Annotated in this window: 13 protein-coding genes and 1 other annotated feature; all 13 genes read right to left on the minus strand. The window is 44.8% G+C overall.

Translation table 11 applies throughout. The features are described 5' to 3' along the window. Window positions 1-88: 88 nt before the first annotated feature. Window positions 89-505, minus strand: a complete 417-nt coding sequence (locus tag BQ7344_RS05210; protein WP_072521712.1) for a MazG nucleotide pyrophosphohydrolase domain-containing protein — start codon at window positions 503-505, stop codon at window positions 89-91. 15 nt (window positions 506-520) lie between these two features. Continuing rightward, on the minus strand, window positions 521-2,254 hold the full coding sequence (locus BQ7344_RS05215; protein WP_072521713.1) for a phospho-sugar mutase: 1,734 nt from the start codon (window positions 2,252-2,254) through the stop codon (window positions 521-523). 103 nt (window positions 2,255-2,357) lie between these two features. Beyond that, on the minus strand, window positions 2,358-3,341 hold the full coding sequence (locus BQ7344_RS05220) for a protein kinase family protein (protein ID WP_072521714.1): 984 nt from the start codon (window positions 3,339-3,341) through the stop codon (window positions 2,358-2,360). A 177-nt stretch (window positions 3,342-3,518) separates the two neighbouring features. Further along, window positions 3,519-4,844 (minus strand): CCA tRNA nucleotidyltransferase, encoded by a 1,326-nt coding sequence (locus tag BQ7344_RS05225; protein ID WP_072521715.1) that lies wholly within the window; start codon window positions 4,842-4,844, stop codon window positions 3,519-3,521. A gap of 1 nt (window position 4,845) precedes the next feature. After that, window positions 4,846-6,279, minus strand: a complete 1,434-nt coding sequence (proS, locus tag BQ7344_RS05230; RefSeq protein WP_072521716.1) for a proline--tRNA ligase — start codon at window positions 6,277-6,279, stop codon at window positions 4,846-4,848. Between the two features lie 70 nt (window positions 6,280-6,349). Next, window positions 6,350-6,559, minus strand: a binding site (T-box leader). A gap of 100 nt (window positions 6,560-6,659) precedes the next feature. After that, window positions 6,660-7,154, minus strand: coding sequence for a deoxycytidylate deaminase (locus tag BQ7344_RS05235; RefSeq protein WP_015542294.1), 495 nt, complete (start codon window positions 7,152-7,154; stop codon window positions 6,660-6,662). 73 nt (window positions 7,155-7,227) lie between these two features. Next, window positions 7,228-7,689: a ribose 5-phosphate isomerase B gene (gene rpiB, locus BQ7344_RS05240; protein WP_072521717.1), complete on the minus strand. Its 462-nt coding sequence runs from the start codon at window positions 7,687-7,689 to the stop codon at window positions 7,228-7,230. Then, a complete protein-coding gene (locus BQ7344_RS05245) occupies window positions 7,686-8,750 on the minus strand; it encodes an L-threonylcarbamoyladenylate synthase (RefSeq protein ID WP_072521718.1) in 1,065 nt (354 codons plus the stop codon). The genes rpiB and BQ7344_RS05245 overlap by 4 nt, the downstream gene beginning before the upstream one ends. A gap of 67 nt (window positions 8,751-8,817) precedes the next feature. Further along, window positions 8,818-11,073, minus strand: coding sequence for a DUF2298 domain-containing protein (locus tag BQ7344_RS05250; RefSeq protein WP_072521719.1), 2,256 nt, complete (start codon window positions 11,071-11,073; stop codon window positions 8,818-8,820). Further along, the gene (locus BQ7344_RS05255; RefSeq protein WP_235816047.1) at window positions 11,063-13,042 is read right to left on the minus strand and encodes a hypothetical protein; all 1,980 of its coding nucleotides are present in this window, start codon (window positions 13,040-13,042) and stop codon (window positions 11,063-11,065) included. The genes BQ7344_RS05250 and BQ7344_RS05255 overlap by 11 nt, the downstream gene beginning before the upstream one ends. Before the next feature lie 131 nt (window positions 13,043-13,173). Further along, entirely contained in the window at window positions 13,174-13,872 is a 699-nt protein-coding gene (locus BQ7344_RS05260) for an N-acetylmuramoyl-L-alanine amidase (protein WP_072521721.1), read from the minus strand. Window positions 13,873-13,933: 61 nt separating this feature from the next. After that, on the minus strand, window positions 13,934-14,644 hold the full coding sequence (gene sigE, locus BQ7344_RS05265; protein WP_353652691.1) for an RNA polymerase sporulation sigma factor SigE: 711 nt from the start codon (window positions 14,642-14,644) through the stop codon (window positions 13,934-13,936). Between the two features lie 33 nt (window positions 14,645-14,677). Continuing rightward, complete coding sequence (locus tag BQ7344_RS05270) at window positions 14,678-15,529, minus strand: sigma-E processing peptidase SpoIIGA (RefSeq protein WP_072521723.1); 852 nt, start codon at window positions 15,527-15,529, stop codon at window positions 14,678-14,680. Window positions 15,530-15,599: the final 70 nt, after the last annotated feature.

The raw sequence follows: 15,599 nt of genomic DNA on the forward strand, positions 1-15,599 counted from the left end.
TTCTTATTTATTGCGTAATGCTACCCGGCATAAGCACGCTATCTACTATATATATACTCTTTTCGTCAAATTGTCAAGGCTTTTCCTATCACATCTGATTCTCATGTGCTCTTTTATTATTGTTGCTGTTGCTTTTTGCGGATTGTTCTTTTGCTTTCAGTGCTTCCCAGGAAAGGGAACACAGTTCGCTGTCCTCCGGTGCAAAAATCTTCGGATGCCGAAATTTCATCTTATCGGTGACTCCGGAAATAACATCCCCGACCGTAAAAAGCCCCTCTTCCTGAGCAATCAGGCTGTGAAGCGCAACCTGAAATAATACATCTCCAAGTTCCTCACAGAGATTGTCACTGTCTCCGGTTCTGTTCAGCCGGTCAATTCCATCCAGCACTTCCTGCGATTCTTCTACAAGATATTTCTTCAGGCTCTCATGCGTCTGTACGCTGTCCCACGGACATTTCTCACGTATCGTGCGGACGACTTCCATAAATCTGTCAAATTCCTGCATATACCTGTGTCCTGATTATTTCATGGAGTCAACCATGTCAAGAACTGCCTTACCCATAATTTCGGATTTTTTATCTGCATCAGCAAGAGAAGTTCCTTTAACACCATAGTAGAATTTTACCTTCGGCTCTGTTCCGGACGGACGAACGCATACCCATGCATCATCTGTCAGTTCATAATACAGAACATTGGAATTCGGAAGTCCTGTCGCTTTTACTTCACCTGTCGCAAGATCTTTGATGGTGTCTGCCTTGTAATCTCTTACAGCAACTACTTTGTGTCCTGCAAATTCTGCCGGCGGATTCTGACGCAGAGAATTCATGATCTCCTGAATCTTCTGAAGTCCTTCGATTCCCTTCATTGTTACAGACTGGATCGCATCTTTATAATAGCCAAACTGCTCATACATCTCGATCATTGCATCCCAAAGAGTCTTGCCCTGTGTTTTGTAGTATGCTGCTGCCTCGCAAAGTGCCATAGTCGCTACGATTGCGTCCTTGTCTCTTGCATATGTACCGATCAGGCAGCCATAGCTTTCCTCAAAGCCAAACAGGTAGGAACCTCTTCCACTCTTCTCAAAGCCGAGGATCTGCTGTCCGATAAACTTGAATCCGGTCAGTACTTCGATCAGTTTTACACCGTAGCCTTTTGCGATTGCATCGGCAAGGTTTGTAGTTACGATTGTCTTGATCAGCGCACCATCTTCCGGAAGGCTTCCGTTTACTGCCTTTCTCTGGCTGAGTTCATAGTTAGCAAGGAGACATCCTGACATGTTACCTGTCAGATCATGATATTCGCCATTTTTATCTTTGACACGTACACCAAGACGGTCTGCATCCGGGTCAGTTGCAAGAACGAGGTCTGCATCTACTTCTTTTGCAAGTTTCAGACCAAGCTCAAAAGCTTCTGCCGCTTCCGGATTCGGATAGCTGACAGTCGGGAAATCTCCGTCAGGAAGTTCCTGCTCTTTTACTACATAAACGTTCTCAAATCCGAGTTCTTTAAGGATTCTTCTTGCAGGGATATTTCCTGTTCCGTGAAGAGGTGTATAAACGATTTTGAGGTTCTTACCCTCTTTCTCGATTGCATCCATATGGATGACCTGTTTCTTAAGTTCTGACATGTAAGCATCGTCAACTTCTTTGCCGATTACCTGGAACAGACCTGCTTTTTCTGCTTCTGCCTTGTCCATGGTCTTAACGGTATTCCAGTCGGAGATAGACTTAACTTCTCCCATGATACCACTGTCATGCGGTGGTGTGATCTGTGCACCATCTTCCCAGTATACTTTATATCCGTTGTATTCCGGTGGGTTGTGGCTGGCTGTTACGTTGATACCTGCCACGCAGCCCAGATGACGTACTGCAAAAGAAAGTTCCGGTGTCGGTCTTAAAGATTCAAAGATATAAGCTTTGATTCCGTTTGCTGCCAGACAGAGTGCTGCTTCCTCGGCAAATTCCGGAGACATATGGCGGGAATCGTATGCGATTGCAACGCCCTGTGCTTTCTTGTCTACTTTTGCAATGTAGTTTGCAAGTCCCTGTGTAGCTCTTCTGACTACATAGATGTTCATGCGGTTGGTTCCTGCACCGATGATTCCACGCAGACCTGCGGTACCAAATTCCAGATCCATATAAAAACGTTCTTTTATTTCATTTTCGTCTTCTGAAATCCCTTTTAATTCCTCTTTTATTGCTTCATCGAAGTATGGGTTTGCAAGCCACTGTTCATAAATTTCTCTGTATTCCATACGGAAAATACCTCCCTGTACATTGTATTTCCGGTCATCTCTGACCGTTATTTATGATTTCTCATTATACACCTGTTGCCCTGAAAAAGGAAGTATAATTCACTTAAAACGGATAGCTTCCAAAGCATTTCCTGATAAAATATTCCCAGTTTTCTTTCTGTCTGACAAGATTCTGCAATTTCTCTGTATTTTTTCTGGAAACCAGTGTTTTTTTGTGTACATAATAATAGTTCGCAAGCTTCCAGTATTTCTCCGGATAGCTGAAACGAATGCGCAGATTTTCCCATTCAGATGTTGTGATCGGCTTCTTCTGGTGATAGGCACGCAGCATCTCCATTCCGATACGCACATCCCAGCTGTATTTTTCGAGAATTTTTCTCATAAAGCGATACAGATCCGAAATCTGCACATCAAATCCCCAATGTTCAAAGTTTGTAACGGCAGTCCCCGGTTTCAGCATCAGCACATTATGCTGATTATACTCTCCATGACAGACTTTTCCCTGTTCAATTGCTTCTTTTCGAAGGCCGGCATAATCCGATTCTCTCAATTCCATAAGCGCCCTCTCTCCTGCTGTCAGAAAGCTTTCCACCGTAGCCAGATACAATTTTTCAAAAGAACAGACTGCACCTTTTTTACGGATAAAGCTGCGTATTTTTTTTAATTCCTGATTATGTCTCTGATATTCGTCCTCAAGGGAAGGTTCTACATAAAATTCTACCACGGGCATCTGCATTTTCGCATGAATCTGCGCAAGCATACGAATACTGCGAAAAATATCTTCTCTGGAACGTGTATCACACTCCCGTCCCTCGTACCACTGCTGAATAGTATACGGAATTCCGTCACGATCCTTCGCAACAAGCGCACCTTCCTGATTTGAAATATAACAGTCTACCAAACATTCCTGTTCCGACAATTTTTCAAGAAGTTCCTGCTGCTTCTGAAGTTTTTTCTCTGTCCCGCCAAATTCCCTTATGATGACCAGACCTTTTTCCGTCCTGCAAAGAAGCGCACCTCTCGTACGCGCGGAAGACTCTGCATTCAGTCCGTACTGCTCCAGTATGCTCAGTCCATAATCATACAAATAAAAATCCCCCTCCTGATTTGATACCTTCGTAACTGTTCAGTACCCTCGCGGAATACTACCTACTGAATAGTTACATTTTTTCTATCTTATGTCCCGGTCAGAGAAGAAATGCAAAAAGGAATTTCCTGAGGCAAAAAGCCTCTCGGAAATCCCTTCGCTATTGTTTCTATAAAATTATCGTTCTTTCAGAAGTGCCAGAAGTTTTTCTCTGTCATTGTCCTGTGGATATTCCAGAACGTGATCCAGCATTTTTTTCAGAATCTCACCCAGTTCCGGCCCCGGCTTATAACCTGCACTTATCAGATCACGTCCGGTCACTGCCAGTGTTTTCAGAGAAACACACTGCTTCTGCTCCAGAACCCTGTGATAACATTCTGTCACCCCTTGCAGACGGGCCGCTTTTTCTTCACGGTGATACTCACTCTGCGCAAGCATATCCGCCTCCTGCACCTCAAGATACAATGGAAAAAGTTCCTCCCCGATCCGGTTTACCGCGTGCCTTACTGAACGCATTTCCGGCATCGGACGATCATCATGATACCTGATCAGTCTGGTTACTTTACTGATCGTATCGTTATCAAATTTCAGGCGGCGCAGGATGGTTTTGGCCATCTTTTCACCTTCCGTTGCGTGCATCTTGAAATGATCGCGTCCATTTTCATCCGTCTTTCGCATGACTGGTTTCGCAATATCATGAAGCAGCATCGTCAGGCGAAGTACCTTATCAGGACGGATCAGCATCATACTGTTCAGAATATGCTCGCCCACCGTATAACAGTGATGCGGTGTATTCTGTTCCGTCTCCATACACCGGTCAAACTCCGGCAGAAACTCTTTCGTGATTCCGGTCTCATATGCCACCCGCAGATAATCCGGATGAGGCGAAGCCAGAAGTTTCACAAGTTCAGTCTGGATTCTTTCTGCGCTGACACACTTCAGATTTGGTGCCAGTGCACGAATACCGCTCTTTGTTTCTTTTTCAATCGTAAATCCCAACTGTGCAGAAAAACGTACCGCACGGAGAATGCGAAGCGCATCTTCATGGAAGCGTTCCATCGGATCTCCGACGCAGCGGATGATCTTCGCCTGCATGTCTTCCATTCCGTGAAAAAGATCGACCAGACCTCTTACCGGATGATACGCCATCGCATTGATCGTAAAATCACGTCGTTTCAGGTCTTCTTCAAGGCTCGAAGTAAACATCACCTGCTTCGGATGGCGGCCGTCTTCATAGTCACCATCCACGCGGTAAGTCGTCACTTCATAGCCTTCTTTGTCCATCAGTACAGTTACGGTGCCATGCTGCAGCCCGGTATCCACTGTGCGGTGAAAAAGCTCTTTTACCTGCTCCGGCGATGCCGAAGTCGTAATATCCCAGTCATCTGGTGTACGTCCCAGGATAGAATCCCGCACACAGCCGCCGACCACATAGGCTTCATAACCGTTTTCCTCTAAAATGTGCAGTATTTTTTCCGCATTGGAAGGAATCGTTAATTTCATATTAGTATGCTCTTCCCCAGTAAACCATCTTCTTCGCCGGTTTTCCGCAGCATACGCAGACATCACTTAAATGTTCCTGCTCAAATGGCATACATCTGGATGTTGCCTGTACATCTTCTTTGATCTTGTCTTCGCATTCGCGATTTCCACACCACATAGCTTTGACAAATCCCGGTTTGTTATTGATGGTGTCTTTGAATTCTTCGTAATTTGTTGCAACATAAGTATGAGCGTCACGATGCGCACGTGCACGTTCCAGCATTTCTTTCTGCATGAGATCAAGAACTTCCTGAACTTTGGAAGCCAGCTCATCGAAGGACACCACATATTTTTCTCTTGTATCACGACGGCAGATTACAGCCTGTCCGTTCTCGATATCCTTCGGTCCACATTCGATACGAATCGGAATACCACGCATTTCCTGCTCTGCAAATTTGAATCCCGGACTTCTGTCGGTATCGTCCACTTTAACACGGATGCCTGCTGCTTTCAGTGCTGCAAACAGTTCGTCTGCTTTTTCCAGGACTCCTTCTTTACGCTGCTGGATTGGGATGATCACTGCCTGTGTCGGAGCAATTCTCGGAGGCAGGACAAGTCCGCTGTTGTCACCATGAACCATGATGATCGCACCGATCATACGTGTTGTCATTCCCCATGATGTCTGGTGTACATATTTCAGAGTGTTATCCTTATCTGTGTACTGAATACCAAATGCTTTTGCAAATCCGTCACCGAAGTTATGGCTGGTACCGGACTGAAGTGCCTTACCGTCATGCATCAGGGATTCGATCGTATACGTAGCTACCGCACCTGCAAATTTCTCTTTGTCTGTTTTCTGGCCTTTGATAACCGGAATTGCAAGAACTTCTTCACAGAAATCGGCATACAGATTCAGCATCTGGATTGTTCTCTCTTCCGCTTCTTCTGCCGTTGCATGAGCAGTATGTCCTTCCTGCCACAGGAACTCTCTGGAACGAAGGAACGGACGTGTTGTTTTTTCCCAGCGCACTACGGAACACCACTGATTGTATACTTTCGGCAGATCTCTGTGGGACTGGATATCTTTCTGATAGAAATCACAGAACAGAGTTTCAGAAGTCGGACGTACACAGAGACGTTCCTGAAGTTCATTCAGTCCACCATGCGTTACCCATGCTACTTCCGGTGCAAAACCTTCTACGTGGTCTTTTTCTTTCTGCAGAAGAGATTCCGGAATAAACATCGGCATGTATACATTCTGTACACCTGTCTCTTTGAATCTGCGGTCAAGTTCATGCTGGATGTTTTCCCAGATTGCATAACCTGCCGGTTTAATTGCCATGCATCCTTTTACACTTGTGTAGCCGCACAGCTCTGCTTTTTTTACAACATCCGTATACCACTGTGCAAAATCTTCCTCCATGGAAGTGATGGCTTCTACTAATTTCTTTGCCATAGTTCTTTCTCCTTTTCTGAATGGTTCTTTTGTCAGATCAGAGGCAATAAAAAAAGTCCTCTGATCCCGGTAAAGGGACCGAAGGACTTCGGCGGTACCACCCTAATTAGCAATTAAAATAACAATTACTCTCTCAATATCCTTTAACGCCGGATCTACGCTGTACTTCAGTTGTACAGAGCTCCGAGGCCGGTTCCATGATTCACGCACAGGATCCTTCCACCATGCAGATCCCTCTCTGAGATTGCTCCTCATGTACTATTCTCATCATCGCCGGGTATGTGTGCCGAAACCTTAAGCCTGGCACATTTGCTATATATTTTATGCGAAATATCCGTCGATGTCAAGGGGCTGATTCGCAGAATCCTGCCGAAATGTTTTCAGACAGTAATATCAATCTTTCTTCCGCTTCTTTTGTATTTGTAATAGCGCACACCTGCTGCGTCCATCATCCGCTTGGATGCGATCACAGACGGCGTATGTTCGTATTTGTCACAGTCATAGATCACAGTCTTGATTCCTGCCTGAATGATCGCTTTTGCACATTCGTTACATGGAAACAGGGAAACATAAAGCTTCGCACCTTCCAGACTTCCCCCACGATAATTCAGGATTGCATTGAGTTCACTGTGTGTCACATACAGATATTTGGTATCCAGTGGCTCGCCTTCTCTCGCCCATGGGAATTCATCATCAGAACATCCCTTCGGAAATCCGTTGTACCCCATGGAAAGGATCTTATTGTCCTCACTGACAATGCACGCTCCTACCTGTGAATTCGGATCTTTGGAGCGCATCCCGGAAAGCATTGCCACACCCATAAAGTATTCATCCCAGGAAATGTAATCCTGTCTTTTCTGTATATGTACTGCCATTACAAAATCCCCCTTACAGATACCGGCTTCCCACAAAATGCAGGAGGCCGGTATTTAAAATTCATATGTTTATTTAAATTTCCGGATATGCATCCGTAATGTCTGTATCTTCCTCGATCTGACTGATGCGACGGATATGACGCTCGTCCTCCGAGAACGGAGTGTTCAAGAATGTATCCACGATCTTAACTGCAAGCCCCGGTCCTACAACTCTTCCGCCCATTGCAAGAATATTGGCATTGTTGTGAAGACGTGTTGCCTCTGCACTGAAGCAGTCTGAACAGAGTGCTGCACGGATTCCTTTGAATTTATTGGCAGTGATAGAAATACCAATACCGGTTCCGCATACCAGGATCCCCTTTTCGCAGTCTCCATTCTGAATTGCAATTGCAACTCTCTTAGCATAGATCGGATAATCTGTGGAGTCTGTGCTGTCACATCCAAAGTCCTGATATTCTATATGGTTCTCCTCCAAATATTTGATAATTTCCTGTTTCAGTTCATAACCACCATGGTCACATCCTAATGCTATCATTTCTTTTCCTCCTGTGCATTTATAATTTTATGTCCTGCTGCCTTTAAAAGGCGGTTCATAATAGCCTGTCCCATTCTCGGCGTATAAAATGCCTCAGAATAGATCAGATCTACCCGGTCATCATCAAAGTTTCGAAGGACTTCATAAAGATGATGTGCGATCGTTTCTTCTTCTTCTCTGCTTCCAATACTGAATACATCAGCGTGTGCATAACGGTCTTTTGTTTCATTAGTTGCAATCACGCCGACTTTAAGACCTTTCTTCTCTGCATCTGCACTCAGTCGGTTAATGCAGTCTATTACCTGCTCCTCTGTCCCTTCCACTATGGAAAGATCAGCTTTCGGTGCATAATGACGGTATTTCATGCCCGGTGCCTTCGGATGTACACTGTTATCCGTGATCAGAAGCCCCCGGTCCATACGGACATCCCCCAGCGTTTCTTTCAGCATTTCCAGCGAAATATATCCAGGTCTTAAAACTACCGGAACATCCTCGGTGAAATCTACGATCGTAGACTCCAGACCGATTCCCACCTGTCCTCCGTCAATGATCATATCAATCGCATCACCGAGATCTTCTTCTACGTGCTCTGCCATCGTCGGACTCGGCCTTCCTGATGTATTGGCACTCGGTGCCGCAACAAAACCACCGGCTGCTTTGATAAGTTCCTGTGCGATCCGGTCACTTGGGAAACGGACAGCCACACTGTCCAGTCCTCCGGTCGTCTCCTTCGGTACAATGTCCGCCTTCGGAAGGATCATTGTCAGTGGACCCGGCCAGTATTTCTCCGCCAGAATCTTTGCACCTTGTGGAATCTCTGTCGTAATCTTTGCAAGCTGATCAATCTCTGCAATATGAACGATCAGCGGGTTATCTGACGGTCTTCCCTTCGCTGCATATATTTTCATGGAAGCCTGTGGATCCAGCGCGTTTCCGCCGAGCCCGTAAACCGTCTCCGTCGGAAATGCCACAAGTCCGCCTGCTTTCAGGATGTCTCCTGCTCTTTTTATGGCATCCATATCCAGATTTTCACTGGTCATTGCCACAATCTGCGCTCTCATATCTTATGCTTCCTCTCATTTATCTGTATTGTTTTTCATTATAGTCTAAATCCGTTAATTCTACAAGTCAGTTTATCTTTACGATATAGGTCGGATATTCCGAATCCTGAAATACCACTTCGCCCAGACCTTTCAGCAGGTCATTATTCAGATCGGCGCCGTACTTATTCCGCTCGCACGAACCGACAAAAATATAAGAAACATTGTACTCTTCCAGTAACTCTTTTACTCTTGTCTCATCTGTCGAAGTATATATTTCTTTTATTTCTTCTATTTTCGCATTCAGGTCTGCCAGATCGCCTCTCCACAGCCATTCATGTACATACCAGCCCATGATCGTCGGAAGTCCGGTCATTGCAGATACACGTTCATATTCGGAATAGCTGTCACCATTTGCTTCAAGAACAACAGGTGCATCCGAAATATTTTCTTTCAGCCAACGTATACCATTTACATCTTCCGGAAAATCTGTTTCAAGAAATGCCGTTGCATTCAGTCCCTTATACTGTGACGGTTTCCAGACTGTACCAAACCAGGAATGTACACTGTTTCCAAAGTAACCACAGGTCCACACGAATAAAAACAGTCCAATGAATGCCAGCACTTTCAGAATCTTGTTTTTGCCAATGACAAGCAGACGGAAGATGGCATATATCATCGTCATACCAAACATTATATATGCCTGATAAGTCAGTTTGAACATTGTATTTGCCCTGGCATTGCCATTCTCATAAATATCACGGACATATACCAGTTCAGGAATCAGGACAAGCCCAATCGCGCAAAGTCCCATAAGTACTGCGAAAAGATCCGGCAGCCTGATCGATGTAAGCAGATGATAAAGTGATTTCTGCTCTGCTCCTCGTAATTTCTCAATAAGCAGAGAAACTACAAACAGAATTGTCAAAATCCCCGGCAGTCCCCAGAGCACCAGAAGCTGATGTAGCAGAGAATGATGCTTCGCAAGTGCGATTCCCTGTACCATATTGCTGGTATCAAACTGCAACGTAAACGGCAGGATGATCACGGTTGCCAGTGTCAGGATTTCCACAGCCTGCGCCGCAGTTACTCCAAGTACCCATCTGATTTTTCCCTTCTGCCCGATGATATTCATAAACAGCGCCGCTCCGCAGGTTACCACAAAATAAATCACAAAATCCCAGTAGTTCGTCCAGTGGAACATTCCAAGGAGTGCACCTGCTGCCAGAAGCTGCGGCATCAGAAGCTGTTTTTTCCAGAATTCCCTCCTGCTCATGCTTTCTCCTGAAAGTTCCGTCGTCCTTACTTTCTTCATCCACGCATAGAGAAGTCCCAGAAGAAGTAACACAAACATGATATCGACCACATGTGCATGCAGATCTCCAAGTACGAAGGAATAGCATGGAAATTCATGGATTGTCTTATCCTCTACATCCGGGTTGAATCCGATATAACGTGTGGCATCCGGGAACCAGTAGCTGCTGACTTCCTCACCTTTTAATTTCTGGATAAACGGAATGATCTGTCCGTAAACCACATAATGCATATTGCCGGCTATGGAAACAGAGATTCCCGCCAGGATTCCGGTTACGGATGGCAGTGCCTTTTTCCATCCGGTTCTGATCCTTCCGAGACGGTCAGTTACCATCTGATGCACCAGCGAAAACGGCATTGCAAAAGCAAGACCAGCAACAAATGTCCTCATCAGATTGTAAGTGAGTTCTACTTTTGCGCCGGATAACTTTGTCAGAAATACAGCAAAATACTGTCCGCCATAATAGTAGTTGATTTTTCCCTGTGAATACCAGAGGTCTGTTGCCGGCAGTGTTTTGCTCCGCATCATGGCTTCCATGAAACCATAATCCATAAATTTTTCTGTACCATATGCTGCCGGATGAAATCCGGCAAAATACGTCCAGAGAAGAAATGCTGTAAAAAACAGAAGTTCTTCTGCATATACTAGATCAAGATGTGCAAACGGAATGCATTCAAATCCGGCTTTTTGTTCCCTGCAATATAAAATAAGCGAAGCTGCCGCACAGACCAGTGTCACCACGATGCAGGTCATCGTCGTAAATTTAATAATTTTTACCGCAACGAGAAACCATGTAAGAAAACCACTTACGGCAATCGCCGTTACTTTTGAAAACATCCAGCCTCTGTCCTGAAATCTTCGGAACAATCTACCGGTCAGCGGCATTGCCGCTGCCCCCAGTACCAGCGCAAGCAGATACCATGTCCAGAATGTCCACACATCTCCCTGCAGAAGAAATGCTGACAGTGTGACCAGCAACAGTGCCGGTATTATTTTAAAAATCTGTTTGGTTATCGTTTCAGGTTTCATAAATCCTTATTCTCCCATCTTCTGATTCGTAAACCAGCGTAAACGCACTGGCAATCGTATCTTCTCTGCAGGCTTCCTGCTCGTATTGCATTCCATCTTCATAAAGAATATATGTGATTTTTTCCTGTTTTACAAGCTTCTTTATTGCCGCCTCATCTGTTGAGCTGTAGATTTCTTTTGCTTTCGCCGCACGGTCATATGTATCATACCCTGCAGACCACGCATAATACGGCCAGCCCATATACATCATCACACCGGACATCGTCACTTCATTGATGCTGTACTCCGGTGTCAGGATCAGATCATTATGAGTCAGATGCTCTGCAAGCCACCCTGTCAGTTCACTCTTCTGATTCACAGTCACACGATGCCCGGAATCATTATCTTTTAAAATAACTATAAAATCATAGATTCCCGTAATGCTCAGCGAAACGGCAAGAAGTACCGCCACGATCTTGCAGCAAAGTTGTCTTTTAAACAAATTAAGAACTGCAAGACTCCAGAAAATTGCAAGGAACGCATACGCGATCATAATGTATTTGTGGTTTACTGCAATGTCCGGAGTCAGTGACATACAGAATGCAAAGATCAGTGGAAAGAAAAAACTTACCAGTGCAGCCCTCTGCCTGCGTTCTCTCAGAAAAAACGCGATCAGCACAGCTCCCACAAAAAAGACTCCGCTCATCTGTATAAGATACCAGAGTACTCCTGTAATACTTTTATTTTCTGACAGGAATCCCCAGTAAAAGGACGGACTTACCGCGTCGCCCCAGATAAAGATCTTTGTCTGAAGCACCGAAAAAATCACTGCTGTCACTGCCAGGATCAGATAATCCAGCTTCCCATCGGAAAATACAGCAAATCCCATCAGAATCAGAAGACCGCCGATCACTGCTGCTCCGTTCCAGAAAGAAGTAAGACCCAGAATCATACCGGCAAGCAGTGCAGTTTCTGAATGCACACATAGCCATGCTTTCTTTGTAAAAATGCGTTTTTTTATCCAACGGATACCAGTCTCCGAAGCGCTGCATCCGACTTCGAGCCAGTCCATAAATAACCAGAGCACGATTGCAACGATCAGAAGTCCGAATGCCAGATGGCGCTGATTCAGATATACATTAAAGTTCCAGAGACCCCAGTTTTCATTTGTCGTATAACCGATAAATGTCGTATTATCTCTCAGTGTTTCCCAGAGGTCTCCTGCATTCAGATGTTCTATAACAAAGCGAAAAAAACTTAAAGAACTTCTGAAAAAGAAGAAAAACACTGTCAGTACTCCTGCCGCAAAACTTCCGGCAAGTCGCTTCGCCATATGATACAGAAAAATCAAAAATCCCAGAAGTGCCAGAACACTTACCACATTGTACGCAAAATCCAGACGCAGTCCCAGAAATTCAAGATTTCCCACAAAAAACTGGAACATAAAGTGATACTTTACATCCTGCCCGCCAAAATGCGGATACTGTGTCGGAAAATTGTTTCCCATAGAAAAAGACCGCATCATCGCTGTATGCGGTGCATAATCCCCGTAAACTGTATAACCACTGTACAGCACTCCGTCTTTGATAAAAAAGACATAAAACATGATCCAGGTCAGAAAGACCAGTAAAGCACCGAAAAACACTGCTTCTTTTCGAAACAGCCTGCGCTCCGTAATCATCCCTGTTTCCAAAATCCCCTTAAAAGACCCCGCCTTATGGTATCTTTTCCAGTAAAGGATCACCACTATCAATACCGCCACAGCCATGACAACTGCATTTGCATAGATCAGCGGATGGACTGCACCGGCCTCGCTTGCTGCCCATGCAGTCATATAGGTTGCCCATCCCATTATAAGTACGCCTGTGCCAAAAGCTACTGCCAGAGTAAGCCAGATCTGATTATATCCTATTTTTTTTGAAAGCAGCAGTCCTGCCAGCTCTTTTCCGATGAGCATACACAGGATTAAATAAATAACACCTAACATCATACACCTCTTCTGTAAATCTCTGTATAAAATACTTTCCATTCATACAGCAACAGTATAGCAAAGGAATTTTCGTATGGCAAACAAACTTCCTTTATTTCGTAGAAGTTCACAATATCTACACGTTTTGCTCTTTACTGCACATTCAGATATGTACGGATTCCTTCCGTGACTGCACCGGCAACTTTTTGCTGATACTCCTTTGTCTGAAGCTTTTGTGCTTCCTCCGGATTGGTCAGAAAACCACATTCCACAATCACGAGCGGCCCGCTGCTTCTTTTCAACAGATAATAACTGGTATTTCCCTTCACTTCTCGCGGGCGGTCCACTTCCAGGTTCTGGTTCAAACTGTTCTGGACTGCCTCTGCAAGTTTTTTTCCTTCCACAGAACCTTCATAATAAAACACCTGCGGTCCATGCACCTCTGAATCCTGATAGCTGTTCTGGTGAATGCTGACAGAAAGCACCGGTGCATGTTCCTGAATCATTGTAACCCGACGCTGCATATCCTGTACTTTTTTATTCGCCGCCCCACTGTCATACAGGCCTTTGTCCTCTTCCCTTGTCATGATGACTGAATATCCGGATTTTTCAAGTGTATCCCGAAGGAACAGCGAAATTGAAAGATTGATACCTTTCTCTTCCAGTCCTCCCATGCCGATCATTCCCGGATCGCTTCCGCCATGTCCCGCATCAACAAGAATCAGCGGGTCGGCTTCCCCCTTCGTCGTTTCTGCCTGATTGACGGAAATAACAGCGGCCTGTCTGGATAACAGGTAAAAACATACCAGCAGCAGACAGGCCATTGTCAGTTCGATTCTGTATTTTTTCATGCAGTTACACCTCTGCATCTTTTATTTTTATGTATATGCACGGAGTTTTTCGCCTAACACCTTACTCGTATTTTACTATTTCTTTTTTCAGGCGTTTCATGATCCGCTTTTCCAGCCTCGAAATATATGACTGTGAGATTCCCAGAAGATCCGCAACCTCTTTCTGCGTTTTTTCCTTTCCTTCCGCATTATTCAGTCCAAATCGCAGACGGATGATTGTCTGTTCCCTCGGACTTAATTTATTGATTGCTTTTGCAAGCAGCGTAATCTCTACTTCGTCCTCCAGTCGTCTTGAAATCACATCTTCATCTGTTCCAAGAATGTCCGACAGAAGAAGTTCATTGCCATCCCAGTCTACATTCAGCGGTTCATCAATCGAAACCTCCATTCTTGTCTTACTGTTGCGTCGCAGGTACATAAGGATCTCGTTTTCTATACAACGTGAAGCATATGTCGCAAGTTTAATATTTTTGACCGGATTAAATGTATTGATTGCTTTGATAAGCCCGATCGTACCAATTGAGATCAAATCCTCAACTCCGACTCCCGTATTGTCAAATTTCTTCGCGATGTACACCACAAGCCTTAAGTTATGCTCGATCAGCAGGGATCTTGCCTCCTGTTCCTGTTCTGTTTTAAGCTTACTGATCACGTAAGCTTCTCTCTTGGGTTCCAGTGGTGCCGGTAAGACATCACTCCCTCCGATATAATACAGTCCCCTCGATCTTGAAAGAACTAATTTCTGAAAAACCTGAAACGGACTATAATCCATCCCTGCTGCCGATCTGCTCATATCCTGCCCCTCCTAATGCAATAATCTGGAATTCAGTAATACTTCGTATTCTTTTCCCAAAGCAAAAGGTTCCGGTGACAGTGCGACAACCGGCTCTTTTATATGAACCGTATTCCCTTGGATCTGAATACAAAGTTCCTCCAGTGTCACAGCCAGAAGCAGCCGCTCTCCCCGTCCCACGGTCCGGCAGGACAGATAGTGTGGCTTAAGCCCGGCTATCTCCGTACTTTTTATTTTCTCAGGCTTTTCCTGCAGGCCTGCAAGTCTTTCTGTCAGATCTTCCGAAAAAAGTATCTTCATACATTTCCACGATGCGACAGACACCGGTGTTCCACTTATCGGATCCAGGAGATGATTTCCTGTATCAAGAAATCCTTCTGTACTCATCTCCTTTCCCTGATATTTAAGTACTACCGGATAAGAGCCGCTTCGTATATGTTCTGCGCTGTCCAGAATTCGAATCAGAAGACTGATTCCCAGATAGGTTCCAAACGCACACAATACAAAAATCACTCCGGTCGTTCGGATATTTCCCATCACTTCCGTCCAGATCCCACCGCTCAAGAATGCAAGCACATAAAATATCAGAACCGCCATTGCAAGTCTTTTCCAGGACCGGATCCTGTATGCAAGTATCAACATTCCTGCCGCACAGAAAATCTCTACAATGCCCCACATTCGTGGAATCTGTTCTGCCGGTATACAGAGACTGATACTTGAAAAAAGCGCTCCGCCTGCCGCTGCCATAAGACAACGGCATCTGTTCCTGCCTTCTCTTATAAAAAATCCGGTCAGTCGCAGAAGAATATAATCCATCAGAAAGTTTGCCGCAAATACAGCATCTATGTATACATTCTGATACATAAAAAAAGCCCCCTGCAGCCTATAAATCCTTCACTTTGGTAAGTGAACTCATTATAGGTGACAGGGGGTG

The sequence above is a fragment of the Blautia sp. Marseille-P3087 genome (assembly GCF_900120195.1).
Lineage (GTDB): Bacteria > Bacillota > Clostridia > Lachnospirales > Lachnospiraceae > Blautia_A.

Excerpts from the sequence above, each read along its gene's own strand:
- BQ7344_RS05210 (WP_072521712.1), bottom strand. The coding sequence starts at position 505 with ATGCAGGAATTTGACAGATTTATGGAAGTCGTCCGCACGATACGTGAG.
- BQ7344_RS05215 (WP_072521713.1), bottom strand. The coding sequence starts at position 2,254 with ATGGAATACAGAGAAATTTATGAACAGTGGCTTGCAAACCCATACTTC.
- BQ7344_RS05225 (WP_072521715.1), bottom strand. The coding sequence starts at position 4,844 with ATGAAATTAACGATTCCTTCCAATGCGGAAAAAATACTGCACATTTTA.
- proS (WP_072521716.1), bottom strand. The coding sequence starts at position 6,279 with ATGGCAAAGAAATTAGTAGAAGCCATCACTTCCATGGAGGAAGATTTT.
- BQ7344_RS05235 (WP_015542294.1), bottom strand. The coding sequence starts at position 7,154 with ATGGCAGTACATATACAGAAAAGACAGGATTACATTTCCTGGGATGAA.
- rpiB (WP_072521717.1), bottom strand. The coding sequence starts at position 7,689 with ATGATAGCATTAGGATGTGACCATGGTGGTTATGAACTGAAACAGGAA.
- BQ7344_RS05245 (WP_072521718.1), bottom strand. The coding sequence starts at position 8,750 with ATGAGAGCGCAGATTGTGGCAATGACCAGTGAAAATCTGGATATGGAT.
- BQ7344_RS05250 (WP_072521719.1), bottom strand. The coding sequence starts at position 11,073 with ATGAAACCTGAAACGATAACCAAACAGATTTTTAAAATAATACCGGCA.
- BQ7344_RS05255 (WP_235816047.1), bottom strand. The coding sequence starts at position 13,042 with ATGATGTTAGGTGTTATTTATTTAATCCTGTGTATGCTCATCGGAAAA.
- BQ7344_RS05260 (WP_072521721.1), bottom strand. The coding sequence starts at position 13,872 with ATGAAAAAATACAGAATCGAACTGACAATGGCCTGTCTGCTGCTGGTA.
- sigE (WP_353652691.1), bottom strand. The coding sequence starts at position 14,644 with ATGGATTATAGTCCGTTTCAGGTTTTTCAGAAATTAGTTCTTTCAAGA.
- BQ7344_RS05270 (WP_072521723.1), bottom strand. The coding sequence starts at position 15,529 with ATGTATCAGAATGTATACATAGATGCTGTATTTGCGGCAAACTTTCTG.